Genomic DNA, 25,692 nt, shown 5'->3' on the forward strand with positions numbered 1-25,692 from the left:
TTGCCGCAGGCTTTTCACAGCAAAGTAGGCAACGTTCGGCCTCGGTTATGAGCATAGCATTGTAGGAAATAAGGAGAGTCCTACATGAACAACAAACACAGCGGATTCGGCTTTTCTACCCGTGCGATTCACTACGGCTACGATGCGCAAGACCATCATGGCGCCCTGGTGCCGCCGATTTATCTGTCGGCGACGTTTGCCTTTCCTACTGCCGAATATGGCGCCGGATGTTTTTCCGGCGAAGAAAGCGGGCACTTTTATACGCGTATCTCCAACCCGACCCTGGCCTTGCTCGAATCACGCATGGCCACCCTGGAAGGCGGCGAAGCGGCGGTGGCGTTCAGCTCCGGGATGGGCGCGATTGCCGCAACGTTCTGGACCCTGTTGCGGCCCGGCGATGAGGTGATCGTCAGCCAGACGTTGTACGGCTGCACCTTCGCCCTGCTGCACCACGGTATCGGCGAGTTCGGCATCAAGGTGCGCCATGTCGACCTGTCGGACCTCGACGCCCTGCGCGCCGCCCTCTCCCCCCGCGACCCGCATGATCTACTGTGAAACCCCGGCCAACCCCAACCTGCAATTGATCGACATCGCCGCCGTGGCCAAGATCGCCCACCAGCAACCCAACGTGACCGTGGTCATTGATAACACCTACTGCACCCCCTACCTGCAACGCCCGCTGGAACTGGGCGCCGATGTGGTGGTGCACTCGGCCACCAAATACCTCAGCGGCCACGGCGATATCACCGCCGGCATCGCCGTCAGCCGCCATGACCTGGCGCAGCGTATTCGCCTGCAAGGCTTGAAGGACCTGACCGGGGCCGTGCTGTCGCCCCAGGACGCCTTTTTATTGATGCGTGGCCTCAAGACCCTGGCGCTGCGCATGGATCGCCATTGCAGCAATGCCCAGGCCGTGGCCGAGGCCTTGCAGGCCCATCCGGCGGTGGAGTCAGTGACCTACCCCGGCCTGCGCTCCTTCCCACAATACGAGTTGGCGGCGCGGCAGATGAAACTGTCAGGGGGCATGATTGCCTTTGAACTCAAGGGAGGCATCGCCACGGGCAGGCGCTTTATGAACGCGCTCAAACTGTTCAGCCGCGCGGTCAGCCTGGGCGACGCAGAGTCCCTGGCCCAGCACCCGGCGAGCATGACCCATTCCACCTACACCCCAGAGGAACGGGCCCAGCACGGGATTGCCGAAGGGCTGGTGCGCTTGTCGGTGGGGCTGGAGGACATCGCGGACCTGCTGGCCGATATCGAGCAGGCACTGGCGCATTGCGTCAAGCGCGCGCCGGCGAGCAAACCGGCGACGCACGCTGTGTAGCAGCCCGCTATTTGACCAGCCGGGTTTCCTTCGACGGGCGGTAGCCGAAATAGGCGCTGTAGCATTTGCTGAAGTGGCTGGGGGACACAAACCCGCAGGCCACCAGCACATCGACCTGGGACAGCTCGGTGTGCTGCAGCAGGCGCCGGGCCTCGGTGATCCGCAGCTCCATGTAATAACGCTGCGGCGTGGTCCCCAATTGCTCGCGGAACAGGCGCTCCAACTGGCGCCGCGAGCGCCCGGCGTACACCGCCAGTTGCTCCAGGGCCAGGGGCTCTTCGAGGTTGGCATCCATCAGTCGCACCACTTCGCGTAGCGGCGCACTCACGCAGATATTTTCTGCGGGCTTGATCCGCCGGTAACGCGACTCCTCAAAGGCCAGGATATCTTCGATCCCTTCCACCAACGCCTTGTCGTGCAGGCTCTTGATCCAGTCCAGAGCCATATGGAACGCCCCTGATGGGCTGGATGCACTGAGGCGATCACGATCGATCACGTACGGCTCGCTACTGACCTGGGTGGCCTTGGCGATTTCCGTCAGGGCCGGGCGGTGTTCCGGGTGGATGGCACAGCGATAGCCATCGAGCACCCCGGCCTTGCCCAGGAACCACGCCCCGTTCCATAAGCCGGCAAGGATCACGCCCTGTTGCGCCGCGGCCTTGAGCAGTTCGATAAAGCTTTCGCTGGCTTTGAGCTGGGTGCGGTAGCCGCCGCAAATCACCAGTAGGTCGAGGTCGGCCAGCGCGCTGTGGTCCAGGCGTGCGTCGGGGCGAATCACCAAGCCCAGGTCGCTGATCACCTCCTGCTCGTCCAGGCCGAAGGTGCGCGAGGTGAACAACTCCGGACGCAGCAAGTTGGCGGTGATGAAGGTGTCCAGCGTCTGGGTGAAGGCCGGCAGGGAAAAATGCTCCAACAACACAAACCCTGCGCGCACCAGGCGCGGGGCCTGGCCGGGGGTTTCGTTCAGGTAGCGCAGGTTCTTGCCTTTCATGCCGCCGCTGAATTGTCGTCTTTCCATTATTGTTCGACCTGTCTGCGGGCGCCGGCAAGCCGGCTGCTACAAGGGCTTAGGGCTTGATGTTTTTCAGCTGGTTGAGCAGCTCGAGCAGTTGCTGCAATTGCTCTTCGCCGAACTGCTCCTGGATCTTCTGGTAGTTGCTTTCCATCCCCGCGCTCATCTCGACGAAACACTGTTGCCCCTGCTCGGTGAGGTTCACGAACACGCGGCGCTGGTCTTCGCTGGACTTGCGCCGGCGCACGATGCCGTCGCGCTCCAGGCGCGCCAGCACCCCGGTCATGCTCGGCTTGAGGATGCAGGCCAGGTGCGCCAGTTGATGGCTTTCCAGTTCACCCTGCTGGCGCAGGATACGAATCACCCGCCACTGCTGTTCGGTCAGTTGGTGTTCATTGAGCAACGGGCGGAAAAATGCCATCGCGGCTTCGCGGGCCTGCAGCAGGGTCAGCGTCAGGGAAGGTCTGGGAATGGACATGGTTCACGCACAAAAGAGATCGAAGCGTCGAAGCTTAGGGTCGCCTCCCCGGGCATGCAAGCCGGCCGCCGCACAAACTCGTTAACCTCGACACGAATTATTTTTCAGACGCATAAATTACCTACCCATAATAAATATAACATGTTAACAATATGCCACTCCCTTGAGTGATCCGAAGGGCGATACCTACAAAAACAACAAAAGGAATCTGTCATGCATTTGCGCCTCCTTCCCCTGGCGGCCAGCGCCGGCCTGTGCGCTACGTTCAGCCCCTTGAGCGCCTACGCCGAGTTTATCCAGGACAGCAAGGCCAGCCTCGACCTGCGCAACTTCTATATGAACCGCGACTTTCGCCAGACCAACGCCCCACAGAACAAGGCCGATGAATGGGCCCAGGGTTTTGTGCTGCGCCTGGAGTCAGGCTACACCGAAGGCTTGGTAGGCCTTGGCGTGGATGCCTTGGGCGAATTGGGCGTCAAGCTCGACTCCAGCCGCGACCGGCGTGGCACCGGCCTGCTGGCGTATGGCGCCAGCCAGCAGCCCGTCGACAACTACAGCGAACTGGGCTTGACGGCCAAGGTGCGGGTAGCGAAAAACCGTGCTCAAGGCCGGCACCCTGCAGCCGCAATTGCCCGTGGCCGCCTACAACGACACCCGGCTCCTGCCCTCGACCTACACCGGTGAACTGGTCACGTCCCAGGACATCGCCGGCCTGACCCTGAACCTGGGTCGCCTGGAAAAACACAACCTGCGCGACTCCTCCAGCAACGACCCGATGAGCTACGCCGGCGTCGACAGCAGCCACCTGGACCTGGCCGGTGGCACCTACGCCATCACCCCACAGTTGGCGACCACCTACTACTACGCGCAGATGCAGGATATCTACCGCCAGCACTTTATCGGCCTGGTGCACGACCTACCGCTGGCCAACGGCATGAGCCTGCGCAGCGACCTGCGTTACTTCGACACCCGCGAGCAAGGCAGCCATGCACTGCGCGGGGCATCGCGAGTGGACGGTGGGCGGATCGACAACCGTTTCTTCAACGGCATGCTGAGCCTGTCGACCGGGGCCCATAAATTCGGCCTGGGCTACCAGAACCTCTCGGGCGACGGCGATTTCGCCTACCCGGGCCTGGACCCCTACTCCGTCAACCTGGTGACCATCAACGTGTTCACCAAGGCCCAGACCGATGCCTGGCAGGCGCGCTACGACTACAACTTCGCCGCCCTCGGCCTGCCGGGGCTGACCTTCATGACCCGCTATGTGGATGGCAGCCATGTGCGGACCGCCAGCGTGCGCAATGGCCGCGAATGGGAGCGCGATACCGACCTGACCTACACCGTGCAGAGCGGGCCGCTGAAAAACGTCAACGTCAGGCTGCGCAACGCAACCCTGCGTTCGAGTAACGGCCTGACCAGCGATATCGACGAAAGCCGCATCATCGTTGGCTACAGCCTGGCGTTGTGGTGATCAGCGCAGGCCCGATTGGCGCAGGCGGTACTCCCCCGGCGTCATCTGGGCGTAGCGCTGGAAAAACCGGCTGAAATAGGCCGGATCCTTGAAGCCCAGTTGGTAGCAGATTTCATTGGCGGAACTGCCGGTAAACAGCAGCAGGCGCTTGGCTTCCTGCATCAGCCGTTCGAGCACCAGGCGCTTGGACGGCAGATCGGCAATGCGCCGGCATACGTCGTTGAGCCGCGCTTCGGTGACGCCGATGGCTTCGGCATAGGCCGACAGCGGCCAGTGCAGTAGATAGTGGTCTTCGATCAGCTCATTGAAGCGATGGAAGATGCGCAGGTCTTCATGGCGCGCCGGGCGTGCTTCCAGGGAATTGGCGCTGAGCCTGAGCAAGCTGATCATGATCAACCGGGTCAGGCTTTCCAGGGCCACTGCGCGACCGGCGCTGGTGCTGTTGATCTCGTTGCACAGCTCGTCAAACAGCCACTCCAGCCGCTTGATTTCGGGCTGGAACTGCGGCGCCAGGCGGGCCAGCGCCACGCAGGCCGGTGGCACGTGCGGGCCGGGGGCAAGGCTTGGATCGGCATCGATCAGCGCCCGCACCAGTTGCTGGCGTACGGTCAATACGTGGCCGTCGGCATCGGCTTCGGTGACAAACGCATGGGCCACCGTCGGTGGCGTAAGGAAAAACATCGGCCCGGATTCCAGGTACTGCTGGTCGTCGAGGTAGACCCGCACGGCGCCGCTCTTGACGTAATGCACCTGGAAAAACCGGTCATGGCGATGCACGGGCATATTGCGCCCGAAAAAACCCGCCAGGTTGCCGAGCCGGTCGTAATGCACGTCGGCATCGCTGTAGCGCTGGTCGTAGACCTGGCCGATGTTGATGTTGGGGATCGGTTTCACAGGCATCTCTTTATTGTTTTTTGCACCCGATGATTTTGCCACGCTTGACGGTAGTTAACATATTAATTATAACGTTAACACATTAACGAACTGCCTCCAGAGCAGTCGCCATCGCCAGGAGAAATCCATGAGCCGTACCCTGCATGATGTTGCCAGCGGCACCCTGTTCGGCGTCGCGCTGAACTACCAGGGCTTGCTGAACCAGCGTCTCGCTGAATTCGAACAGCCGCCGTACCAGAAGCCGCCGGTCAAGCCGGTGCTGTTTATCAAGACGCCCAATACGCGCAACGGTCATGACGGCGTAGTGCTTCATCCCGCTGGCCAGCGCCTGCAACCTGGCCCGGCGCTGGGCGTGGTGATCGGCAAAAATGCCAGCCGCGTCAGCGTGGAAAACGCTCTGGATTATGTGGCGGGCTACACCATCGTCAATGAATTCAGCCTGCCGGAAGACAGCTACTACCGCCCCGCCGTCAAAGCCAAGTGCCGCGACGGGTTCTGCGCCCTCGGCCCGGAACTGGTGGCCCGCGAGCAGATCGCCAACCCCCATCAGTTGAGTCTCAAGCTGTTCGTCAACGGCGAGTTGCGCCAGCAGAACACCACCGCCAACTTTGTGCGTGATATCCCCCGGTTGATCGCCGAGATCAGCGAATTCATGACCCTGCATGCAGGCGATGTGCTGATCACCGGGACGCCTGAAGGCCGGGTGGATGTACAGCCCGGCGACACCGTCGAAGTCGAGATCAGCGGCCTGGGCCGCCTGGTCAACCACATCCAGGCCGAGGAACAGCCATGAAACACGCGCGCATCCGTTTTGAAGGCCAGGTCCATCAGGTCCACGTCGAAGATTTCAATGCTGTGCGCCTGGCTGACGGCCGGCTGCTGGCCGAAGACCAGGTCCAGTGGCTGCCACCGGCTACCGGCAATATGTTCGCCCTGGGCCTGAACTACGCCGACCATGCCGCCGAACTGGCCTTCGCCCCGCCCACCGAGCCGCTGGCATTTATCAAGTCGCCCGGTACCTACACCGGACACAACCAGATCACCTGGCGCCCCGACAACATCGCCTATATGCACTACGAGTGCGAATTGGTGGCGGTGATCGGCAAGCCGGCGCGCAACGTCAAGCGCGAGGATGCCCTGGAATACCTGGCCGGCTACACCGTGTGCAACGACTACGCGATCCGCGACTACCTGGAAAACTACTACCGCCCCAACCTGCGGGTGAAAAACCGCGACGCCACCACCCCGGTCGGCCCGTGGATCGTCGATGTGGCCGATGTGCCGGACCCGAGCAACCTGACCCTGCGCACCTGGATCAACGGTGAACTGCGCCAGGAAGGCAGCACCCGCGACATGATTTTCGATATCCCCTACCTGATCGAATACCTGTCCAGCTTCATGACCCTGCAACCCGGCGACATGATCGCCACCGGCACCCCAGAAGGCCTGGCCGATGTGGTGCCAGGGGATGAAGTGGTGGTGGAAGTGCAAGGCGTCGGCCGCCTGGTCAACCGAATTGTCAGCGAGGCGGACTTTTTCGCCGCCCGCAAAGAGGCTTGAACACCATGATCAAACACTGGATCAACGGCCGCGAGGTCGAAAGCAAAGACACCTTCATCAACTACAACCCGGCCACCGGCGAGGCGATTGGTGAAGTGGCCAGCGGCGGCGCCGAAGAAGTCGCCCAGGCCGTGGCCGCCGCCAAGGAAGCCTTCCCCAAGTGGGCCAACACCCCGGCCAAGGAGCGCGCGCGCCTGATGCGCAAGCTCGGCGAACTGATCGAGCAAAACGTGCCCCACCTGGCCGAACTGGAAACCCTGGACACCGGCCTGCCGATCCACCAGACCAAGAACGTGCTGATCCCACGGGCTTCGCACAACTTTGATTTCTTCGCCGAAGTCTGCACACGCATGGACGGCCACAGTTACCCGGTGGACGACCAGATGCTCAACTACACCCTCTACCAACCGGTGGGTGTGTGTGCGCTGGTGTCGCCGTGGAACGTGCCGTTCATGACCGCCACCTGGAAGACCGCACCGTGCCTGGCCCTGGGCAACACGGCGGTCTTGAAGATGTCCGAGCTATCGCCGCTGACCGCCAACGAACTGGGGCGCCTGGCCCTCGAAGCGGGAATCCCCAAAGGCGTGCTCAACGTGATCCAGGGCTACGGCGCCACCGCCGGCGATGCCCTGGTGCGTCACCAGGATGTGCGGGCGATTTCCTTTACCGGCGGCACCGCCACCGGCAAGAAAATCATGCAGACCGCCGGCCTGAAAAAATACTCCATGGAGTTGGGCGGCAAGTCGCCGGTGCTGATTTTTGAAGACGCCGACCTCGAACGCGCCCTGGATGCCGCGCTGTTCACCATCTTCTCGCTCAACGGCGAGCGCTGCACCGCCGGCAGCCGGGTGTTTATCCAAGAGAGCGTGTACCCGCAGTTCGTCGCCGAGTTCGCCGCCCGCGCCAAGCGCCTGATTGTCGGTGACCCGCAAGACCCGAACACCCAGGTGGGCTCGATGATCACCCAAGCCCACTATGACAAAGTCACCGGCTACATCAAGATTGGCATCGAAGAAGGCGCAAACCTGGTGGCAGGCGGCCTGGAACGGCCGGCCAACCTGCCGGCACACCTGGCACGCGGGCAGTTTATCCAGCCCACCGTATTCGCCGATGTAAACAACAACATGCGCATCGCCCAGGAAGAAATCTTCGGCCCGGTGGTGTGCCTGATTCCCTTCAAGGACGAAGCCCAGGCGCTGCAATTGGCCAACGAGACCGAATATGGCCTGGCGTCCTATATCTGGACCCAGGACATCGGCAAGGCCCATCGCCTGGCCCGTGGCATCGAGGCCGGCATGGTGTTTATCAACAGCCAGAACGTGCGCGACCTGCGTCAGCCGTTCGGCGGGGTCAAGGGCTCGGGTACCGGCCGTGAAGGCGGCCAGTACAGCTTCGAAGTTTTCGCAGAGATCAAGAACGTGTGCATCTCCATGGGTAGCCATCACATCCCGCGCTGGGGCGTGTAACTGTAGGAGCGGGCTGGCCCGCGAGGGTCGTTAACGATAACGCTGGCTGTCAGGGTTAACGCGGTGACCTTGCGTTTTTCGCGAGCGAGCTCGCTCCTACAGGGTCCGCAGAGCACCAACAAGAATAATGAAATCAGGAGAATGATCATGGGTGAAGTAGTCCTGGCAGCGAAAATCTGCCACGTGCCTTCCATGTACCTGTCGGAACTGCCGGGCAAGCACCACGGCTGTCGCGAGGCGGCGATTGCCGGGCACAAGGAGATCGGGCGCCGCGCCCGTGAACTGGGGGCCGACACCGCCGTGGTTTTCGACGTGCACTGGCTGGTCAACAGCGGCTATCACATCAACGGTGGTGAGCGTTTCCAGGGCACTTACACCAGCAATGAGCTGCCGCACTTCATCAAAAACATGGAGTACGCCTACCCCGGCTGCCCGGAACTGGGTGAACTGATTGCCGCCGAAGCCAACCTGGCCGGGGTGCGCAGCATGAACCACAACATCCCGAGCCTGGAGCTGGAATACGGCACCCTGGTGCCCATGCGCTACATGCACATGGATGTGCCCGAAGAACAGAAATTCAATGTGGTCTCCATCGCCGCCTGGTGCGCCTGGCATCGCCTGCAAGACAGCTTCGCCTTTGGGGCTGCCGTGCGCCGGGCCATCGAGAAGAGTGATCGCAAGGTGCTGGTGCTGGCCTCGGGATCTCTGTCGCACCGTTTCTCCGACGACCGCGAGGCCGAAGCCAACATCCACAACTGGACCCGCGAGTTCGACAAGCAAGTGGACATGCATGTGGTGCAGATGTGGCGTGAAGGCCGCTTCAAGGAATTCTGCGCGATGCTCCCGGACTACGCCGAGCACTGTTTTGGCGAAGGCAAGATGCACGACACCGCGATGCTCCTGGGTTTGCTCGGCGGGCCTGAGTACAACCGCCCCGCAGAGATCATCACCGAGCCATTCGGCAGCTCCGGCACCGGCCAGATCAACGCCATTTTCCCGCTCTGAATACAGGTGGGAGCTGTCTCGCCCGGCGAGACCGCTCCCACATTGAATCGCGCACAGAAGGAGGCTTTGCATGCCGCATTTCATCGCCGAATACACCAACAACCTCGAATCCCAGGCCGACCTGCCGGGGCTATTTGCAAAGGTTCACCAGGTGCTGGGAGACAGTGGCGTGTTCCCCCTGGGCGGCATCCGCAGCCGTGCCGTACGCCTGGACACCTGGCGCATGGCCGACGGCAAGCACGACTACGCCTTCGTCCATATGACCCTCAAGGTCGGCCATGGCCGTGACCTGGCCACCCGCCAGACAGTGGCCGAAACCCTGTTCATGGTGATCACCGAACACTTCGCCGCCTTGCAGGCGCAACGGCTGCTGGCCCTGTCGTTCGAGATGATCGAGTTGCACCCGCAGTTGAATTTCAAACAGAACAACGTCCACGCGTTTTTAAGCAACCAGGCGGGCTGACATCCATCGACTGAACAAGATCACCTGTAGGAGCGAGCTTGCTCGCGAAGATCGTCAACGATAACGCGTGCCTGCTGGATAACCGCGATGGCCTTGAGGCCTTAGCAAGCAAGCTCGTGCCTACAGTGGGTTTCATTCGCTTGACGGGGCAGTCTCGCCTCCACAACGGCCTCTCAGACAAAAAGTACAACATCATGAGCACAGCCAATACCGCCCACAGCGTCACCCTTGCCGAGCATGATCGCACCCACAGCACCGTCACCTGGCGCCTGATGCCGTTGTTGCTGATCTGTTATCTGTTTGCCCACCTGGACCGGATCAACATCGGGTTCGCCAAGATGCAGATGAGCAGTGACCTGCACTTCAGCGACACGGTGTATGGCTTCGGTGCCGGCCTGTTCTTTATCGCCTACGCCCTGTTCGGCGTGCCCAGCAACATCGCCCTGGACCGCGTCGGGCCACGGCGCTGGATCGCCTGCCTGATGGTGGTGTGGGGCATCCTGTCCACCAGCATGCTGTGGATCGAAAGCTCCACCGGCTTCTACGTCCTGCGTTTTTTTCTGGGGGTGGCCGAAGCGGGTTTCTTCCCGGGGATCCTGGTGTTTCTCAACCGCTGGTACCCGGCGCGCCGCCGGGCGCAGATCACCGCCCTGTTCGCCATCGCCGTGCCCATGGCCGGGGTGATTGGCGGGCCGCTCTCGGGGGCGATCCTGGAAAACTTCCACGACTTTGGCGGGATGCGCGGCTGGCAGTGGATGTTCCTGATCGAAGGCGCACCCGTGGTGCTGCTGGGCCTGGTGGTGCTCAAGTACCTGCCGGACAGCTTTGAAACGGTGAAATGGCTGGAGCCCGCGCAAAAGCAACAATTGCGCGAACAGCTGAGCACCGAAGAAAAGCGCAAGTCCATCACCTCCTTTGGCGGCATCCTGCGCGACCCGCAAGTGTGGTTGCTGGTGGCGATCTATTTTGCGGTGATGCTGGCGGTCAACACCCTGGCGTTCTGGATGCCCACCCTGATCCATGGCGCCGGCATCGGCCGCGACAGCCAGGTCGGCCTGCTGAGCGCTGTGCCTTATCTGGCCGGCTGCTTTTTCATGATCGGCTGCGGACGCTCCTCGGACCGCAACCGCGAACGCCGCTGGCACTTGTGTGTACCGCTGCTGATGGCTGCCGTCGGGATTGCCGTGGCCGGCCTGGCACCGGGCAATTCACTGGTGGTGATGGGCGGCCTGATCGTCGCCGGTATGGGCGCCAGCGCCGCGCTGCCGATGTTCTGGCAACTGCCGCCGGCCTTCCTGTCCAACTGCACCCAGGCGGCCGGTATCGCCATGATCAGCTCGTTTGGCAGCATCGCCTCGTTTCTGGCGCCGTACCTGATCGGCTGGATGCGCGACACCACCCAAAGCGCCAGCCTCGCCCTGTACGTGCTGGCACTGTTTATCGCCCTTGGCGGCCTTCTGGTGTTGCGCACCAACGCCGCCATCGTCAACCCTCAGTAAGAGACCCTTGCCATGCTCGATCCACAGCTCATCCTGCAAGCCGCCGCCCAGCTGGACCATGCCGAACGCAGCCGCGAACAGGTACGCCAGTTTTCCCTCGATCATCCGGCGATCACCATCGAGGACGCCTACGCCATCCAGCGCGCCTGGGTCGCCCAGAAGATCAAGGGCGGGCGCAAGCTGGTCGGGCACAAGATCGGCCTGACCTCGCGGGCGATGCAGGTGTCGTCGAACATCACCGAACCGGACTACGGTGCGCTGCTCGACGACATGTTGTTTGAGGAAGGCACCGACATTCCGTTCGAGCGCTTTATCGTGCCGCGGGTTGAAGTGGAACTGGCCTTCATCCTCGGCAAGCCGCTCAAGGGGCCCAACTGCACGATTTTCGATGTACTCGACGCCACCGAGTGGGTGATCCCGGCCCTGGAGATCATCGACGCGCGCATCCAGCAGATCGACCCGCACACCAAGGCCACACGCAAGGTATTCGACACCATCTCGGACAACGCCGCGAATGCCGGCGTGGTCATGGGTGGCCGTGCGGTGCGCCCGACCGAGATCGACCTGCGCAAGGTGCCGGCGGTGCTGTACCGCAACGGCGTGATCGAAGAGTCCGGGGTTTCGGCCGCCGTGCTCAACCACCCGGCCAAGGGCGTGGCCTGGCTGGCCAACAAACTGGCGCCCTACGACGTCACCTTGCTGCCGGGGCAGATCATCCTCGGCGGCTCGTTTACCCGGCCGGTGACGGCAAGCCCGGGCGATACCTTCCATGTCGACTACGACATGCTCGGCTCGATTTCCTGCCGTTTCGTCTGACCCCAGGAGGACTGTTTCATGGACATGCCTGTCAACCGCTTCAAGCAGCGGCTCAACAGCGGTGAAGCGCAAATCGGCCTGTGGCTCGGGCTGGCTGACGCGTACTGCGCGGAACTGGCGGCCAATGCCGGTTTCGATTGGCTGCTGATCGACGGCGAACATGCACCCAACGACTTGCGCGGCATGCTCGGCCAATTGCAGGCCATAGCGCCCTACGCCAGCGAGGCGGTGATTCGCCCAGTGATCGGCGATACCGCGCTGATCAAGCAAGTGTTGGATATCGGCGCGCAAACCTTGTTGGTGCCGATGGTCGAAAGCGCCGCCCAGGCCCGGGAGCTGGTGCGCGCCATGCGCTATCCGCCCCAGGGCATTCGCGGGGTGGGCAGCGCCCTGGCGCGGGCTTCGCGCTGGAACAGCATCGACGGCTACCTGGACCAGGCCGATGCGCAGATGTGCCTGCTGGTGCAGATCGAAAGCCTCGAAGGCCTGGCCAACCTCGACGCGATTGCCGCCGTCGAAGGCGTCGACGGGGTGTTTATCGGCCCGGCGGACTTGAGTGCCTCCATGGGCCACCGGGGCAATCCGGGACACCCTGACGTGCAAGCGGCCATCGAAAATGCCATTGCGCGGATTCGCCAGGCGGGCAAGGCGGCGGGCATTCTCAGTGCCGATGAAAAACTGGCCCGGCGTTATATCGAGCTGGGCGCGGGGTTTGTCGCGGTGGGGGGTGGATACCACGGTGCTGATGCGCGGGTTGCAGGGGTTGGTGGGGAAATTCAAAGACAAGCCGGCGCCTGTGAGCACGGGCGGCGTGTACTGATCACCTTCCAGCGCCGCAGGACCCAATGTGGGAGCGGGCTTGCTCGCGAAAGCGGTGTGTCAGTCAATATATTCGGTGACTGAACCACTGCTTTCGCGAGCAAGCCCGCTCCCACCTTTTGGATGTGTGGTGTTTAGCGCTTGATGTTTTTCAGCTCATCGAGCAGCCCCAACAAGGTCTGTAATTTCTCCGCCCCCAGTTGCTCCTGCAAGCGCTGATAGTTGGCCTCCATGCACTGGCTCATGGACGCAAAACTCGCTCGCCCCTTGTCCGCCAGGGTCACCAGTACCCGCCGCTGATCCTGCTCGGCCTTGCGCCGGTGGATCATCCCCGCCGCTTCCATGCGCACCAGCACGCCAGTCATGCTCGGTTTGAGGATGCAGGCCAGTTCCGCCAGTTGGTAAATCTCCAGTTCGTCGTGTTGATTGAGGATACGGATCACCCGCCATTGCTGCTCGGTCAGGCCATGTTCGTTCAGCGAGGGGCGGAAAAAACTCATGGCCGCTTCGCGGGCCTGCAACAGGGTGAGGGTCAGGGACTGCCGGGGTTTGAGCATAGAGTCAGGGTCACGTGATATTTAGTTAATGTTTTAACGAAACTCTAACATCCTCGCCCCACGCCCGCGCTATAACTTAATGGTCGCGCACGTCCATGGCGCGCTGAATCAAAAGCCCCGGCACGCAGGATCAAGACATTGATCCCGCCAAGGCCCCTAATGAAGACATCTGCTTTAGAGCCTTCCTTCACTTTTCAGGCTGCGCCATGATCAATATTGAAACCCCCACGTATTACACCGCTACCAAGAAGTACAACCTGAGCTTTCCCACCCTGGAACAGGACATCGAGGCCGACGTCGTGGTGATTGGCGGCGGGTTTTCCGGGATCAATACCGCCCTGGAGCTCGCGGAAAAAGGCATCACCAATATCGTCGTGCTGGAAGCGCGCTACCTGGGCTTTGGCGGCACCGGGCGCAATGGCGGGCAGATCATGGCCGGCATTGGCCACGATCTGGAGAAGATCAAGAAAGACGTGGGTGAGGACGGCCTGCGCCAAGTCTTCGAGATCAGTGACCTGGGCGCCGACATCATCAAAGACCGCATCGCCAAGTACAACATCGACGCCGACTTCTGCCACGGCTACGGCTATATGGGCTTCAACGCCCGCCAGGAAAAGACCCTGCGGGCCTGGGAAAAAGACTTCAAGTCGATCAACAGCAAGCATGAAGTGCGCTTTCTCGGCGGCTCCGACGTCCAACAGATCATCGGCTCCGACGCCTACAGCAGCGCCCTGCTGCACATGGGCGGCGGGCATGTGCATTCGTTGAACCTGCTGCTGGGCGAGGCCACTGCCCTGGCCGGGCATGGCGTGCGGATCTTCGAGAACAGCCCGGCGCTGGAAGTCAGCTACGGCGAGCGCATCACCGTGCGTACCGGGCGCGGCTCGGTCAAGGCCAGCAAACTGCTATGGGCGTGTGACAGCTTCCTCAACAAACTGGAGCCGGAACTGCATCGCTCAACCATCAATACCTACGCGTTCCAGATGATGACCGAGCCGTTGAGCGACGAACTGATCCAGCGCATAAGCCCGATTCGCGGGGCCTACAGTGATATCCGCCCGGTGATCGACTACTTCCGGGTGACCAATGAAAACCGCCTGTTGTTCGGCGCTGCCACGCCGTTGGTGGAACACATCCCCGGCGACTTGAAGGCCTGGAACCGCAAGCTGATGCTGAAGATTTTCCCCTACCTCAAGGACGTGAAAATCGACCTGGCCTGGGGCGGCCCGATGGCCTGCAGCCCCAATCTGTTCCCGCAGATCGGCACCTTGCCGGGGCGCAGCAATGCATTCTTCGTCCAGGGCTATTCCGGTTTCGGCGTCACCCCCAGCCACATCATCTGCAAGGTCCTGGCCGAAGGCATGAGCGAAGGCTCGGCGCGCTACGACCTGGTCAGCTCGATCCACCGCCCGACGATTATCGGCAAGGACGCAATCCGCCCGCTGCTGCTGACGGCTGGCAAATCCTGGCACCAACTGTCCGGTTACTGGAATGGTCGCCGCTAACCTCTTTTTTATCCCTCTGGAGCAACTGCCATGACCCTCGTTACCCTCAACAAAGATATCCAGCTGTCTGAACTCGACGCCTGGGGCACCGTTGCCGATCTCGGCTCCGAAATCCTCGCCGGCGAACTCAAGGCCTTCGGCAAAATGACCTTTGGTGCGCCGACCGACCCGGTCAGCAGCGCCTACTTCGGCACGACCCAAGGCAAGTTCCGCATGGTCTACCCGTTTAACGAACAGGCCACGGTAGTCACCGGCGAAGTGCGCCTGACCGACGAGTCCAGCGGCCAAACCACGACCTACAAAGCGGGCGACAGTTGGTTCGTGACCCAGGGCACGCCAGTGCTCTGGGAAGTGCTGAGCGAGAGCTTCGTCAAACACTACTTCGCGGTCGTATAACTACTTTGCTCTAAGTGGGAGCGGGCTTGCTCGCGAATGCGGTGGGTCAGTCAATGCTGTTCTGACTGACCCACCGCATTCGCGAGCAAGCCCGCTCCCACATTCGTGTGTGGTGGTTGATGAATGGGGTTCAGGCCATCCGGCTGGAGCGGAACTCCTTGGGCGACAGTTCAAACTGCTTCTTGAACGAACGGCTGAAATGCGCCGAATCGGTAAAGCCCCATTTGTAGGCAATCGACGTAATCGACTCACTACGCAAGAACGGGTTGGTCAAGTCATCGGCGCTGCGCTTGAGCCGCGCGCGTTGGATGTAGCGGCAGACGCTGTCGTCCTGCTCCTCGAACAGCCGGTATAAATGGCGCACCGAGATGTTCAGCCGGCTGGCCAAGCCAACGGGACTCAGGCCGGGTTGGCTCAGGGACTCATCAATGATTTTCTGCACGTAGCTGCGCAGGTTATTACCTTGCAACGCGCTGGTATCGTCGCGCGCATCGTCGTCCTGCTCCAGGGCTGAGCCCAGCAGCGATACAAACGCACACTGCAACGCCTCGACCTCATCCTCGGCACCTTCGCTGCCTTTGCACAATTGGTCCATCAACGCGTGCAGCATGCGCCCACAGGCTTTGCTGGAGGAGATCTTGCCAAAGGTTTTCGATTGGCTGCCCAGTTGCCTGCACACCTGGGCGCGCGGCAACGACAGCGAGATATGTTCGATCAAGCCGAACGGGGTAATTTCAATGGAGCCCACCGAGTCCATCAGCAGCAGTTCGCCAGGGGCCAGTTGCACGCGCTGGCCGTTCTGCACGACCTGTGAATAGCCGCTGCGTTGGCTGACCAAAAAGCAGTCCTGGTCATTATCATGGTCGGGGTTGGTGGTCTGGCGCTTGATCAGGCCGGCGTTGGTACGCAGGCTGGCCAAGGGCAACCCGCCGTTTGAAAGCATGGAAAACTCGCCGATAAACAACGAACGGTTGAAGGCCAGTTCGGTGTCGAAGTGGCCGCACATCGCACGCAAGTCGCGGTTCCAGGTGTCGAGCCCCTGTTGTGCACTCTGTTGGATACCCATGGGTGTCTCCACAATGGCTTATTGTTTTTGTCGGGCAATAGTTAACATGTTATCTATATGCGCGCAACAAGTACCTGTCCGCCATTGCGTTTGCACTAATGATGCCAATCAGAGCGTGCGCAACACGCGCTGCAAGCCCGCCAGCGCAGCCAGCAGCGCGTCCCGCTGTTCCCGACTCAAGGCGATATAGCGCCGAAAGGCCGGCATGCGGTTGACCACCTCGCTGCCGCCCATATGCTCCAGGCACACATGCCATTGCTGGTCACGCAGCTCGATGTGCAAGCGGTTGAAATCCAGGGGCATCAATGCCTGGAGCAAGGCGCTGTCCTGTTGCAGACGCGCCTGCAGTTGCCCCAGCAAAGCAGGTTCGCCCATACGTTGCCGACAACGGATCCCGGTCCGTCGAACAGCCCCGCCGTGGTGCAATACAAAGCACGCCGCGCCCTCTGTCGAGGCAGGCAGGCGCAGGCAGAATTGCGTCATGACCAAATGCATCAACAACTGCGATTCGGTGCGCTCGCGGATTTCCAGGTGCAGGCTGTCGTCGTCCAGGGCAGCCCGCGCCAAGGTCGGCGAGACCTGCTCGAAATGCGCCAGCCCCAGGTTGCGCCGCAGTTGCCCAAGGGTACGCCCCGGCTGATAGCCCGCTGGCGCCCGTTGTGCGCTGAACAGTTCAGACAGCTTTTGCCGCAGCACTGCCATAGCCGCTGTGAGCGTGACCCGGTTCATTGGCAAACTCCTTGGCCAGCACGTCTTCCACCGACGCCGGTTTGAATGGATTGACCTTCTGCACCACCAGGGTCCAGAACAGCGCATACACCGCCGTCCCGCCCAGCATCACGCCGAACGGGACGTAGATATCCGCCGGGTTCATTCCCGGAGGCGTGATAAACCACATGCCCAGCAGGATCCCGGCGCTGGACAGCAACTGCGGCAGTGGGAACCACGGCGAGCGATAGGCCCGTGGCAAGTCGGGACGACGAATGCGCAGGATCACCACCGACACCGTCACCAGCAGGTAGGCAAAACTCCACGCACACACCGCCGCCAGCACCAGGTGCATGATGTTGTCGGTGTTGCCGCCCAGGTATAGCGCGTGCAGGCAGGGAATCAGCATCGCCACCAGGATGCACAGCACCGGGGTCTTGAAGCGCGGGTGCAGATAAGTGAACACCTTGGGTAATGCGCCGTCCACCGCCATGCCGTAGAGAATCCTCGGCACACCGGCCATCAAGGTATTGATGGTGGCAGCGCCGGCAAACAGAAAACCGATGCCCAGCCACAGCGGCCCGATCTGCCCCATGACCTGTTCGGCAAAGCGTGGGATCGCCATGGGCGTGTCCAGCAGATGCACGCCGCTGGCCGCGTCCAGCACCACGTTCTCGACCTGGCGCTTCATGGCCGCGCCATAGATGAACATGCACGTCGCCACGCCCATCAGGCCGAGCATCATCGCCCGTGGCATGACCTTGGCCGACTGGCGCAAGTCCGGCGCCAGCGGGGTGACGAATTCGCAGCCGACAAACATGAACATCGCCATGCCCACCAGGGACAACACCGTCACCAGGTCGCTGCCCACCAGGGACTCGCCAAACCAGCCGTCCAGTTGCACTGCCGGCGCGGCGATCAAGCCCAGCACGCCAAATACCATCAAGGTGGTCCACATGCCGAAGGTGAGGATGATTTCGGCGCGGCCAAAGGCGCTGACACCAAACACATTGAGCACGCCGAATACCAGTACAAAACCGACGCCCAGCAGCCAGGAGCCGCCGGCAGATTCGGCCAGGGTATTGAGATGTTCAAAGTTCACCAGGGCCATGACCCCGGCGAGGATGGTTTCGGCGGTGCCGGCAAACACATGCACGATCAAATAGGCCGACAAGGTGCCGGTGATCGCGAAAAAACGGCCCATGCCGCAGTTGATGTAGTCGTACACCGAGCCGGTGGTGGGCAGGATCGAGGCGGCCTCGGCGAAGGTCGTCGCCTGGGCCAGCATCATCACCACGGCGATCAGCATGGCCAGCGCAAACGCGCTGCCGCCGATGCCAAAGCCCATGGTCGCGGTGAGAATCACCGGGCTGGCCATGATCAAGCCAATGGTGCTGGCCAACGCGGTGGGAAAACCCACCGTGCCCCGGTTCAGGTGCGCGGTAAGTCTGTCATTGATCGACATGGTGCAGATCCTCGAAAGGGATTTTTTAGAAGTGTTTGCACTGTGCGCCCCGTCCAACCTGATCGTCTTGCCCCTGGCTGCCGCCGGTTTTGTTGCTCCCTGCCAGGGCTTGCGGCCTGGCGGCCAGGATCAACTGCCTGGCACGCAGGTGAAAGACTTGCGCCGCCGACGCTCGTCCTAATGCGCCCTCAACTTAATCTTGCTGGGGACTATAACAATGGAGCACACACTCAAAACCCGCCACCTGCGCCCGGCTGTCGGCCTGGGTCTGGCGCTGTTGATCGGCCAACCTGCGGCCCAGGCGATTGAACTGTATGCCGACGACGACACCACCGTCACCGGCAACTTCCTGGCGGTGTACGGCATGTTCAACAGCCGCAAGAACTACGAAGGCAGCACGGGTGGCTCCACCTGGCGCGAAGGTTTTATCAAGTATGGCTTGAGCGTCGACCAGACCCTGGGTGGCGTGGGCAGCGTGTATGGCACCGCCAACCTGGTGAGTTCCGGCACCTGGGGCGATGGCGATGCTTCGCGCGTGACCGACGGCAGCGAGCGCACCACCAAGTTCGACGAAGCCTTTGCCGGCTGGCGCTCGGGGGACCTGTTGCCGGCGTTGGGCAAGGATGGCCTGGACCTGTCGTACGGGCGCCAGATCATCACCGTGGGCGACGGTTTTATCATCAACGATGATGGCCCGAACCTGGGCAATGGCGTGGCCGATGGCGAGTTCGACCGTGGCGGCGCCTACTACATCGCGGCCCGGCATGCCTTCGACAAGGCAGCGGTGGTGCGCCTGGGCGGCAAGGACGGCTTGCATGGCAGCCTGATGTGGATCGAGTCCGACAACCGCGCCCAGGCCTTGACCGAAATGGCCATCGGCACCCTGGAATACAGCGCCGCGCCGGGCACCCTGGGCTTGACCTACCTGCATGGCATCGATGTGGACGAACGCTTTGCCAGCGACCTGCAAAAGCAGCGCAAGGGCATGAACCTCTACAGCCTGCGCGGCAGCGGGAATGCCGGGATCGACAACGCGCACTTCTCGTTTGAATACGCCTGGCAGGACAAGGACCCCGGCCCGGAAAAAGCCTGGTACGCCGAAGCCGGCTATACCTTCGCCGACCTGCCGTGGTCACCGGACGTGACCTACCGCTATGCGCGCTACTCGAAAAACTGGGATGCGCTGTTTGCCGGTTTCAACCGCGGTTATGGCACCTGGGTCCAGGGCGAAGTGGCGGGCAACTACTCCGGGCCCTACAACACCAACACTGCGGTTCAGCATGTGGCACTCAAGGTCAAGCCGCTGGACAACCTGACCCTCGGCGCGCTGTTCTTCGACTACCAGACCGTGAGCAAGCGCAACATGCTCGACCTCGATGGCCGCGAGCTGGACCTGTATGCCGAATGGGCGGTGAACGAGCACCTGATCATCACGCCGTTGATTGGCCTGTACCAACCGGACAAAGACCAGAACACCGGCGGCAACCAGGTCGGTGGTAACGGCACCAACGTGTATAGCCAGTTGGTGGTGGCTGTGCCGTTCTGAGGTTTGGCTGTGTGGTGTGACTTGCCTGTGATGGAGCTTCCTGTGGCGAGCGGGCTTGCCCCGCGCTGGGCTGCGAAGCAGCCCCCATAAACCCGCTGCGGTTCTTCAGACAAACTGCGGCGGCTGGTTTTGGGGCTGCTTCGCAGCCCAGCGCGGGGCAAGCCCGCTCGCCACAAGGAAACCTGCTCCCCTAAAAAAGTCTGCTCCCCTACAAGAAAGCCTGCTCAGCACAACAACCCTCCCCCCGGCAGATGGCAGCCACAGACATACGCCCCGGCACGCACAGTCAAGCTGTAGCCGCCGGCGTTGGTTAGCCTCGGGTTTTCCTTTTTGATCAGGAACACCCCCATGAGCGATATCGCGCTGCTGCCCACCGTCGAAGCCTTTTTGCGTCGAGACCACGGCCTGTTTATCGACGGTGGCTACGTCCCCAGCCAGTCCAGCCAGACCCTGGAGGTGATCAACCCCGCCACCGGCCAGGCCATTGCCACGGTCGCCGATGCGCAAGCCAGTGATATTGAAGTGGCCGTGACGTCTGCTCGGCACGGCTTCAAACAGTGGTCCCAAACCGCCCCGGCGATACGTGGCAATGTACTGCTCAAACTCGCCGACCTGCTGGAACGCAACCGCGAGGAACTGGCGCAGATCGAGACCTGTCAGTCGGGCAAGATCATCCAGATTTCCCGCGCTTTTGAAGTGAACCAGGCCGCGCATTTCCTGCGTTATTACGCGGGCTGGGCAACCAAGATCAGCGGCCAGACCCTCACCCCGTCGCTGCCCTCGTTTGCTGGCGAGCGCTACACCGCCTTCACCCTGCGCGAGCCGGTGGGTGTGGTGGTCGGTATCGTGCCGTGGAACTTCTCCACCATGATCGCCATCTGGAAACTCGCCTCGGCCCTGGTGACCGGTTGCAGCATCATCATCAAGCCCAGCGAATTCACGCCGCTGACCCTACTGCGCATTGCCGAACTGGCAGTGGAAGCCGGCCTGCCCGCTGGCGTGCTGAACGTGCTGACTGGCGGTGGCCAGGTGGGCAAGGGGCTGATCGAACACCCAGGCACTGACAAGGTGTCGTTCACCGGTTCGGTGCCCACCGGCATTGCGGTCGGCCGCGCGGCCATGGGCGCCGGCCTGACGCGGGCGACCCTGGAACTGGGCGGCAAAAACGCGGCGGCGTTCCTGCGCGATGTGCCGCTGGAAACCGCCGTCAACGGCATTCTCGAAGCCGGGTTCCTGCACTCGGGGCAAATCTGTGCGGCGGCCGAGCGGTTCTTCGTCCATCGTTCACAGATCAACCCGGTCATGGAAGCCCTGGCCCAGCGTTTGAGCGCACTGAACATCGGCTCGCCGCTGGATGAACGCACCGAATTCGGCCCGGTCGCCCATCGCCAACACCAAATAAAACTGGAAGGTTTTTTCGCCACCGCCCGCGCCGAAAACAACACGATTATCTACGGCGGCCAACCGATGGATCGGCCCGGTTGCTACGTTGAGCCAACGGTGATCCTCGCCAACAGCATCCACGACACGCTGCTCACCGAAGAAACCTTCGGCCCCATCGCCACCTTCCTGCCCTACGACGACGAAGACGAGTTGCTGGCGCTGATGAACCACACCGCCGGCGGTCTGAGCGCCAGCCTGTGGACCAACGACTTGGGCAAGGCCCTGCGCCTGGTCCCGGCCATCAACGCCGGCACGGTGTGGGTCAACATGCACACCCTGCTCGACCCGGCCGTGCCATTCGGTGGCAACAAATCCTCGGGGATTGGCCGGGAGTTTGGCAGTGCGTTTATCGAGGACTACACCGAACTCAAGTCGGTGATGATGCGTTACTGATCACTCTGTGATCAGCGCCTCCGCCTCGATCTCGATCAACCATTCGGGCAGCGACAGCCCGCTGACGATGATCCACGAGGACGGCGGCGGGTTGCTCGGGAAACGCTCGCGCAACGCGGCGGCGATAGGCTCCTGCTGATCGCGGGCGGACTCCACGATGTACAGGCGCAGCATGATCACATGGGACAGATCACCCCCGGCCGCCGCCAGGACCTTTTCGATATTGTCCAGGGCGGTGGCGGTCTGCTCGGCGATGCCCGGGCCGACGGTGCGTTCGTCAGCGTCCACGCCAACCTGGCCGGACAGTAGAATGCGCCGGCCATCGCGCACTTCCATGGCCTGGCTGAAGCCGTATTGCAGGGAGTTGAAGACTGTCGGGGGATTGAGGACTTTTCGTTGCATGACGACTCCTTGTTGTCTGTAGGAAACAAGGCTACCTCAACAATTTTTCCGGCTCTTGGAGAAGTTGCATATTTCAACATCTGGAAACAGAACGCCTTGCAATCAACCTCTCCCCTGCCGACATTCGCGCCAGGCGCGCTAACGCCCCTGGCTGATCATCTGCAGGGTACACGGCCCATACCCCAGCCCGATAAAGGGCAGTGAAACATTGCACAACGGTGCTCACCGGGCCGTTCAAGCGTGGATTATCAATATTTTGAAGAAACTGAATGCATCGAACCTGGGCTTTTTCAGTTAAACACCAGCAATCAAGCTATCTCCTCGTTAGGTCACTTCACCGGATGCAGGAGAATCATCATGTCCAAAGCCACCGTCAGTCAGTTCATGCACACCCTCCATAAACGTCTCACCGAGTTATGGGAAACCTGTGCCCGCGCAGGAGGCGCACGCTCATGACCCGCTTGTTGTTGGGCGCAGCCATGCTGGCACTGCTTGCCGGTTGCACCACCGTCAAACAGCCTGAGCTGGACGTCGCAGTGCAAAGCTCCGGGCAGATCTGGAATGCCGTGGCGCACTACAGCGGTCGTACATTTCTCTCGGGGCCTCGCTGGACCGGGACCCAGGGGCCGCAATTAACGGCAGTTGACCAGAATGGCCAGCGCAGCGCCTACCCAAACAATGCCTGGAACAACTGGACGCCTGGGTTGGATGCTGCCAACGCCTTTGTGAACATCAATGCCTTGCGCCTGGAAGGCAACAAACTGTGGGTGGTAGATACCGGCTCGCCCGAGTTCGGCGGCAACCCCGTCCACCAGGGCGCGAAGCTGGTGTGTATCGATCTGCTTACCAATCAGGTGGTTCGGACCTACTTCTTCGGAGCGGATATCGCCACCGCCGGCAGCTACGTGGATGACGTGCGCTTCAGCGCCGGCATGGCCTTCCTCACCGATGCAGGAAATGCCGGGATTATTGTCGTGGATCTGCAAACTGGCGCTGCCCGCCGCGTGCTGAACCAGCACGCCTCAGTCGTCGCCCGGCCTGACCGGGACTTGATCCTCAGCAACCAGGTGGTCAAAGCCCCTAACGGCGAACCCCTTCGCGTCAACGCCGACCCGCTGGAAGTCAGCGTTGACGGCGTCTGGCTGTATTACGGCCCGCTGCAAGGCCCGTGGTCCAAGGTGCGGATCCAAGACCTGGCAAACCTGGCCCTGACCCCGGAGCAACTGGCCGCCCGGGTGGAATTTTTTGCCGATATCCCGGCAACCGGTGGGTCGATCATGGATGCACAGGGCAACCTGTACTTTTCCGATCTGGCCCACGATGCCATTCGTGTGCGCCGCACTGACGGGCAAATCGAAACCCTGATCGAAGACAAGCGCCTGCATTGGGTTGACGCCCCCTTCCTGGACCAGGAAGGAACACTGTGGCTACCCACACCACAGATGGACCGGGTCGCGCTGTTCAACAAGGGCCAATCCCTGGTGCAGTGGCCGGTGGGGGTTTATCGCTTGTCGACACGTCACTGATCAGCGCCCATGCAAATTGCTTAGCGCTTTCACATCCCTTTCACAGTCGGGCGCATAGGGTGGTCCCAGCTCCTAGTGAAAACCTTTAAGCCCGCACTCCCCATCGCGGGCTTTTCTTTGTCTGGGGTTTGGCTGAAAGCTGGAGGTCCCCTATCCACACGCTTGACCCAACATCTGCACGCAAGGCCAGGAAAGTGCAACTACAACAACACCGTGGCCAGCATCCCCAGCGCGCCCAGGCAAAAGCCGATCAGTGCGCCGCGCCCAGGGGCCTCATGGAACAGGGCCCAGACCACCACAGGCTCCAGCAGCAACAAGGAGGTGACGGAGACCACGGTGACGATCCAGATATCACCGACCGCCACATACCCCAGCCAATAGGCGCCCAGCAGACAAAAGCCGGCAAAGCACATCAGCAGCACCGGCATGACGAATGCCTGCCATGAACCATCGCCAGCGTGGGCCAGCCGAGCAGTGACTACCTCGCTGTAGATCGCACAAAACTCACCGATCACCATCAACCCTAGAGCAAAAACTCCGAGTAGTTCTTTGGACATATCAAAAACTCCTTCGTATTCAGAGCAATGTTTTTCAGCTCCCAGCGCGCGATGCCGCTCACCAGGGAGTTGTTGCAGTGATACGAAGCAGCCTTGAACAGGCCTGAATTACCGAAGTGCTTTTCCATGCTCATGTCCTTCAACGGGTGTGAGTCGGCACGGCCCAAAAGGGCCCGAGCCTGATCATACGTGCCGTTAACCGCGCTGGACAACCAGCATCTTTAGGTCGCCAGCACCGCCTCATGCATGGTTCAGACAGGATCGGGGGCGGCGGGATGCTGTCAGTCAGTTCGGCATCTGTAGTCTCCAGACCCCAAGCGATGGTGTAGCCCTGGATCATCTCGGTGACTGACTCCCCAACCCTGTGCGCGCCCAGTAACTCGCCGCTGTGCCCATGGCAATCGCCTCGGTGATCGCACTCCTGCGAAGCAACGGCGCGAGCTGCATGACCGGGAAAGTGCTGCATGTGAATGGGGGATTAAATAACCCCGTCAGCCTGCCGCTGCGATTGCCAGGGCCAGTTGCGCGTCAGACATCAGCGCAGGCTTGTAGGTCGAGCGGTAATACCTGCACGCCTGCTCGAACTGCGCACCACGGATCTGGCCATCGGAACCAATGAACGCCAACGCATCACTTTTGGATGATTTGAAAAGCTCTGGAATGTAGGACGTTCCTGCGGTGGCTCCCGAGGTGATTACGAAAGGCGCTACCGAGGTGAGCATGAGCGCCCCCTGGAACGGGTTATTGTTCTCGGCGGCCGAAGCCAGATTGCTAACCGACGCCAGGAAGGCGATTGCCAGGGGTTTGCACAAATCCATTATTGATTGATTCCTTGCGTTCAGATGGGTGCCACGATAACAGAGCTGGGTGGTCGCGCTACTCCACTCCTTATACGCGCCTGTTATAAAAATGGTTTAGCGCTATCAGCTCGAGTACCGCTACGAAAACACAGAGCATGACGAAGCCAGGACCGCAGACCCGCTTGCGCTTGGATGGGCCATTCCCTGACAAGATCGCACCGGTGTAGCAGGTAAATACTAAGAGAAGCCCGAGCAGGATATAGAATCCTTGTGTTCGCCATTGGGTCATGTGTCCATGCCTGTGGTTATGGCGCGGGTTTTGCGCAGGCACAAAAAAGCCGATCTGGCTAATTGGCTTAAGCCTCTGATTTTAATTGGTAAATATGCTAATAAGGCCAAATTCAACGCCCTTTACGGGGTCGGTAGTACGGGACAGTTCACCGATCAATCTCTACAAATGCCCAAGCGTGTTGCGAGCATTGGCTAGCCGTGCCATGGCAGAATGCTCGGCATTAATTTAA

The 25,692-nt window shown here is 61.3% G+C and carries 26 protein-coding genes and 3 pseudogenes; 16 read left to right on the forward strand and 13 right to left on the reverse strand.

From position 1 onward, the window contains the following. The first annotated feature begins 84 nt into the window (after window positions 1-84). Window positions 85-1,324: pseudogene (locus JTY93_RS17125) on the forward strand (methionine gamma-lyase). Window positions 1,325-1,331: 7 nt separating this feature from the next. Here JTY93_RS17125 and souR read toward each other — a convergent pair. Together souR and hpaR (JTY93_RS17135) are read right to left on the reverse strand one after the other, a co-directional pair. Beyond that, complete coding sequence (gene souR, locus JTY93_RS17130; protein ID WP_205479620.1) at window positions 1,332-2,342, reverse strand: transcriptional regulator SouR; 1,011 nt, start codon at window positions 2,340-2,342, stop codon at window positions 1,332-1,334. Between the two features lie 49 nt (window positions 2,343-2,391). Next, window positions 2,392-2,814, reverse strand: coding sequence for a homoprotocatechuate degradation operon regulator HpaR (gene hpaR / locus JTY93_RS17135; protein WP_205479617.1), 423 nt, complete (start codon window positions 2,812-2,814; stop codon window positions 2,392-2,394). 213 nt (window positions 2,815-3,027) lie between these two features. Between hpaR (JTY93_RS17135) and JTY93_RS17140 the strand changes: the two are divergent. Then, a pseudogene (locus tag JTY93_RS17140) lies at window positions 3,028-4,285 on the forward strand (OprD family porin). Here the strand turns inward: JTY93_RS17140 and hpaA are convergent. Beyond that, window positions 4,286-5,185 (reverse strand): 4-hydroxyphenylacetate catabolism regulatory protein HpaA, encoded by a 900-nt coding sequence (gene hpaA / locus JTY93_RS17145; RefSeq protein WP_205479612.1) that lies wholly within the window; start codon window positions 5,183-5,185, stop codon window positions 4,286-4,288. 121 nt (window positions 5,186-5,306) lie between these two features. Here hpaA and JTY93_RS17150 point away from each other — a divergent pair, with 121 nt between their 5' ends. The 8 genes and pseudogenes from JTY93_RS17150 (at window position 5,307) to hpaI (ending at window position 12,808) form a co-directional block, all read left to right on the forward strand. Beyond that, a complete protein-coding gene (locus tag JTY93_RS17150) occupies window positions 5,307-5,972 on the forward strand; it encodes a fumarylacetoacetate hydrolase family protein (RefSeq protein ID WP_029294354.1) in 666 nt (221 codons plus the stop codon). Continuing rightward, window positions 5,969-6,739 (forward strand): fumarylacetoacetate hydrolase family protein, encoded by a 771-nt coding sequence (locus tag JTY93_RS17155; protein ID WP_205479609.1) that lies wholly within the window; start codon window positions 5,969-5,971, stop codon window positions 6,737-6,739. The genes JTY93_RS17150 and JTY93_RS17155 overlap by 4 nt, the downstream gene beginning before the upstream one ends. Window positions 6,740-6,744: 5 nt before the next feature. Further along, window positions 6,745-8,205, forward strand: a complete 1,461-nt coding sequence (gene hpaE, locus JTY93_RS17160; protein ID WP_205479601.1) for a 5-carboxymethyl-2-hydroxymuconate semialdehyde dehydrogenase — start codon at window positions 6,745-6,747, stop codon at window positions 8,203-8,205. Between the two features lie 147 nt (window positions 8,206-8,352). Beyond that, window positions 8,353-9,210 (forward strand): 3,4-dihydroxyphenylacetate 2,3-dioxygenase, encoded by an 858-nt coding sequence (gene hpaD, locus JTY93_RS17165; RefSeq protein ID WP_205479598.1) that lies wholly within the window; start codon window positions 8,353-8,355, stop codon window positions 9,208-9,210. Window positions 9,211-9,280: 70 nt separating this feature from the next. Beyond that, window positions 9,281-9,673 carry a tautomerase family protein gene (locus tag JTY93_RS17170; protein ID WP_205479596.1) on the forward strand — a complete coding sequence of 131 codons (393 nt, stop codon included), beginning with the start codon at window positions 9,281-9,283 and terminating at the stop codon, window positions 9,671-9,673. Between the two features lie 194 nt (window positions 9,674-9,867). Beyond that, on the forward strand, window positions 9,868-11,172 hold the full coding sequence (locus JTY93_RS17175) for an MFS transporter (protein WP_205479594.1): 1,305 nt from the start codon (window positions 9,868-9,870) through the stop codon (window positions 11,170-11,172). A gap of 12 nt (window positions 11,173-11,184) precedes the next feature. Next, on the forward strand, window positions 11,185-11,988 hold the full coding sequence (gene hpaH, locus JTY93_RS17180) for a 2-oxo-hept-4-ene-1,7-dioate hydratase (RefSeq protein WP_205479591.1): 804 nt from the start codon (window positions 11,185-11,187) through the stop codon (window positions 11,986-11,988). Window positions 11,989-12,006: 18 nt separating this feature from the next. Then, window positions 12,007-12,808 (forward strand): annotated as a pseudogene (gene hpaI, locus JTY93_RS17185) (4-hydroxy-2-oxoheptanedioate aldolase). Between the two features lie 133 nt (window positions 12,809-12,941). On the opposite strand, the gene hpaR (JTY93_RS17190) reads toward hpaI, so the two are convergent. After that, complete coding sequence (hpaR, locus tag JTY93_RS17190) at window positions 12,942-13,364, reverse strand: homoprotocatechuate degradation operon regulator HpaR (protein WP_205480913.1); 423 nt, start codon at window positions 13,362-13,364, stop codon at window positions 12,942-12,944. A 206-nt stretch (window positions 13,365-13,570) separates the two neighbouring features. On the opposite strand from hpaR (JTY93_RS17190), the gene JTY93_RS17195 reads away from it, so the two are divergent. After that, on the forward strand, window positions 13,571-14,869 hold the full coding sequence (locus tag JTY93_RS17195; RefSeq protein WP_205480906.1) for an NAD(P)/FAD-dependent oxidoreductase: 1,299 nt from the start codon (window positions 13,571-13,573) through the stop codon (window positions 14,867-14,869). Between the two features lie 30 nt (window positions 14,870-14,899). Then, the gene (locus JTY93_RS17200) at window positions 14,900-15,265 is read left to right on the forward strand and encodes a cupin domain-containing protein (protein WP_205480905.1); all 366 of its coding nucleotides are present in this window, start codon (window positions 14,900-14,902) and stop codon (window positions 15,263-15,265) included. 130 nt (window positions 15,266-15,395) lie between these two features. Here JTY93_RS17200 and feaR read toward each other — a convergent pair whose 3' ends face one another. The 3 genes from feaR to JTY93_RS17215 form a co-directional block, all read right to left on the reverse strand. Then, entirely contained in the window at window positions 15,396-16,331 is a 936-nt protein-coding gene (feaR, locus tag JTY93_RS17205; RefSeq protein WP_205476670.1) for a transcriptional regulator FeaR, read from the reverse strand. A 108-nt stretch (window positions 16,332-16,439) separates the two neighbouring features. Beyond that, window positions 16,440-17,060: a DUF3156 family protein gene (locus JTY93_RS17210; RefSeq protein WP_205476669.1), complete on the reverse strand. Its 621-nt coding sequence runs from the start codon at window positions 17,058-17,060 to the stop codon at window positions 16,440-16,442. Beyond that, on the reverse strand, window positions 17,005-18,504 hold the full coding sequence (locus JTY93_RS17215; RefSeq protein WP_205476668.1) for an APC family permease: 1,500 nt from the start codon (window positions 18,502-18,504) through the stop codon (window positions 17,005-17,007). Before JTY93_RS17215 ends, JTY93_RS17210 begins: the two co-directional genes overlap by 56 nt. A gap of 31 nt (window positions 18,505-18,535) precedes the next feature. Between JTY93_RS17215 and JTY93_RS17220 the strand changes: the two genes are divergently transcribed. From JTY93_RS17220 to JTY93_RS17230, 3 genes are all read left to right on the forward strand, one after another. Further along, the gene (locus JTY93_RS17220; RefSeq protein ID WP_205476667.1) at window positions 18,536-18,685 is read left to right on the forward strand and encodes a hypothetical protein; all 150 of its coding nucleotides are present in this window, start codon (window positions 18,536-18,538) and stop codon (window positions 18,683-18,685) included. Between the two features lie 36 nt (window positions 18,686-18,721). Then, window positions 18,722-20,050, forward strand: coding sequence for an alginate export family protein (locus tag JTY93_RS17225; protein ID WP_205476666.1), 1,329 nt, complete (start codon window positions 18,722-18,724; stop codon window positions 20,048-20,050). A 348-nt stretch (window positions 20,051-20,398) separates the two neighbouring features. Beyond that, window positions 20,399-21,886, forward strand: a complete 1,488-nt coding sequence (locus JTY93_RS17230; protein WP_205476665.1) for an aldehyde dehydrogenase family protein — start codon at window positions 20,399-20,401, stop codon at window positions 21,884-21,886. Here the strand turns inward: JTY93_RS17230 and JTY93_RS17235 are convergent, their stop codons facing one another. After that, the gene (locus tag JTY93_RS17235; protein ID WP_205476664.1) at window positions 21,887-22,288 is read right to left on the reverse strand and encodes a RidA family protein; all 402 of its coding nucleotides are present in this window, start codon (window positions 22,286-22,288) and stop codon (window positions 21,887-21,889) included. 452 nt (window positions 22,289-22,740) lie between these two features. Here JTY93_RS17235 and JTY93_RS17240 point away from each other — a divergent pair, with 452 nt between their 5' ends. Further along, complete coding sequence (locus JTY93_RS17240; protein ID WP_240344270.1) at window positions 22,741-23,814, forward strand: L-dopachrome tautomerase-related protein; 1,074 nt, start codon at window positions 22,741-22,743, stop codon at window positions 23,812-23,814. Between the two features lie 200 nt (window positions 23,815-24,014). Here JTY93_RS17240 and JTY93_RS17245 read toward each other — a convergent pair whose 3' ends face one another. The 5 genes from JTY93_RS17245 to JTY93_RS29160 all read right to left on the reverse strand — a co-directional run bounded on the left by JTY93_RS17245 (window position 24,015) and on the right by JTY93_RS29160 (window position 25,460). Continuing rightward, window positions 24,015-24,332, reverse strand: coding sequence for a hypothetical protein (locus JTY93_RS17245; protein WP_205476674.1), 318 nt, complete (start codon window positions 24,330-24,332; stop codon window positions 24,015-24,017). Window positions 24,333-24,337: 5 nt separating this feature from the next. Continuing rightward, the gene (locus JTY93_RS17250) at window positions 24,338-24,499 is read right to left on the reverse strand and encodes a hypothetical protein (protein ID WP_167362655.1); all 162 of its coding nucleotides are present in this window, start codon (window positions 24,497-24,499) and stop codon (window positions 24,338-24,340) included. 11 nt (window positions 24,500-24,510) lie between these two features. After that, entirely contained in the window at window positions 24,511-24,837 is a 327-nt protein-coding gene (locus tag JTY93_RS30005; RefSeq protein WP_375373141.1) for an oxidoreductase dimerization domain-containing protein, read from the reverse strand. Between the two features lie 25 nt (window positions 24,838-24,862). Next, window positions 24,863-25,189 (reverse strand): DUF2388 domain-containing protein, encoded by a 327-nt coding sequence (locus JTY93_RS17260; RefSeq protein WP_205476662.1) that lies wholly within the window; start codon window positions 25,187-25,189, stop codon window positions 24,863-24,865. Between the two features lie 70 nt (window positions 25,190-25,259). Then, entirely contained in the window at window positions 25,260-25,460 is a 201-nt protein-coding gene (locus tag JTY93_RS29160; protein WP_240344269.1) for a hypothetical protein, read from the reverse strand. Window positions 25,461-25,692 lie beyond the last annotated feature (232 nt).

Origin of the sequence: Pseudomonas hygromyciniae (assembly GCF_016925675.1) — a bacterium.
Taxonomy (GTDB): domain Bacteria; phylum Pseudomonadota; class Gammaproteobacteria; order Pseudomonadales; family Pseudomonadaceae; genus Aquipseudomonas; species Aquipseudomonas hygromyciniae.

Excerpts from the sequence above, each read along its gene's own strand:
- souR (WP_205479620.1), bottom strand. The coding sequence starts at position 2,342 with ATGGAAAGACGACAATTCAGCGGCGGCATGAAAGGCAAGAACCTGCGC.
- hpaR (WP_205479617.1), bottom strand. The coding sequence starts at position 2,814 with ATGTCCATTCCCAGACCTTCCCTGACGCTGACCCTGCTGCAGGCCCGC.
- hpaA (WP_205479612.1), bottom strand. The coding sequence starts at position 5,185 with ATGCCTGTGAAACCGATCCCCAACATCAACATCGGCCAGGTCTACGAC.
- JTY93_RS17150 (WP_029294354.1), top strand. The coding sequence starts at position 5,307 with ATGAGCCGTACCCTGCATGATGTTGCCAGCGGCACCCTGTTCGGCGTC.
- JTY93_RS17155 (WP_205479609.1), top strand. The coding sequence starts at position 5,969 with ATGAAACACGCGCGCATCCGTTTTGAAGGCCAGGTCCATCAGGTCCAC.
- hpaE (WP_205479601.1), top strand. The coding sequence starts at position 6,745 with ATGATCAAACACTGGATCAACGGCCGCGAGGTCGAAAGCAAAGACACC.
- hpaD (WP_205479598.1), top strand. The coding sequence starts at position 8,353 with ATGGGTGAAGTAGTCCTGGCAGCGAAAATCTGCCACGTGCCTTCCATG.
- JTY93_RS17170 (WP_205479596.1), top strand. The coding sequence starts at position 9,281 with ATGCCGCATTTCATCGCCGAATACACCAACAACCTCGAATCCCAGGCC.
- JTY93_RS17175 (WP_205479594.1), top strand. The coding sequence starts at position 9,868 with ATGAGCACAGCCAATACCGCCCACAGCGTCACCCTTGCCGAGCATGAT.
- hpaH (WP_205479591.1), top strand. The coding sequence starts at position 11,185 with ATGCTCGATCCACAGCTCATCCTGCAAGCCGCCGCCCAGCTGGACCAT.
- hpaR (WP_205480913.1), bottom strand. The coding sequence starts at position 13,364 with ATGCTCAAACCCCGGCAGTCCCTGACCCTCACCCTGTTGCAGGCCCGC.
- JTY93_RS17195 (WP_205480906.1), top strand. The coding sequence starts at position 13,571 with ATGATCAATATTGAAACCCCCACGTATTACACCGCTACCAAGAAGTAC.
- JTY93_RS17200 (WP_205480905.1), top strand. The coding sequence starts at position 14,900 with ATGACCCTCGTTACCCTCAACAAAGATATCCAGCTGTCTGAACTCGAC.
- feaR (WP_205476670.1), bottom strand. The coding sequence starts at position 16,331 with ATGGGTATCCAACAGAGTGCACAACAGGGGCTCGACACCTGGAACCGC.
- JTY93_RS17210 (WP_205476669.1), bottom strand. The coding sequence starts at position 17,060 with ATGAACCGGGTCACGCTCACAGCGGCTATGGCAGTGCTGCGGCAAAAG.
- JTY93_RS17215 (WP_205476668.1), bottom strand. The coding sequence starts at position 18,504 with ATGTCGATCAATGACAGACTTACCGCGCACCTGAACCGGGGCACGGTG.
- JTY93_RS17225 (WP_205476666.1), top strand. The coding sequence starts at position 18,722 with ATGGAGCACACACTCAAAACCCGCCACCTGCGCCCGGCTGTCGGCCTG.
- JTY93_RS17230 (WP_205476665.1), top strand. The coding sequence starts at position 20,399 with ATGAGCGATATCGCGCTGCTGCCCACCGTCGAAGCCTTTTTGCGTCGA.
- JTY93_RS17235 (WP_205476664.1), bottom strand. The coding sequence starts at position 22,288 with ATGCAACGAAAAGTCCTCAATCCCCCGACAGTCTTCAACTCCCTGCAA.
- JTY93_RS17240 (WP_240344270.1), top strand. The coding sequence starts at position 22,741 with ATGACCCGCTTGTTGTTGGGCGCAGCCATGCTGGCACTGCTTGCCGGT.
- JTY93_RS17245 (WP_205476674.1), bottom strand. The coding sequence starts at position 24,332 with ATGGTGATCGGTGAGTTTTGTGCGATCTACAGCGAGGTAGTCACTGCT.
- JTY93_RS17250 (WP_167362655.1), bottom strand. The coding sequence starts at position 24,499 with ATGGAAAAGCACTTCGGTAATTCAGGCCTGTTCAAGGCTGCTTCGTAT.
- JTY93_RS30005 (WP_375373141.1), bottom strand. The coding sequence starts at position 24,837 with ATGCAGCACTTTCCCGGTCATGCAGCTCGCGCCGTTGCTTCGCAGGAG.
- JTY93_RS17260 (WP_205476662.1), bottom strand. The coding sequence starts at position 25,189 with ATGGATTTGTGCAAACCCCTGGCAATCGCCTTCCTGGCGTCGGTTAGC.
- JTY93_RS29160 (WP_240344269.1), bottom strand. The coding sequence starts at position 25,460 with ATGACCCAATGGCGAACACAAGGATTCTATATCCTGCTCGGGCTTCTC.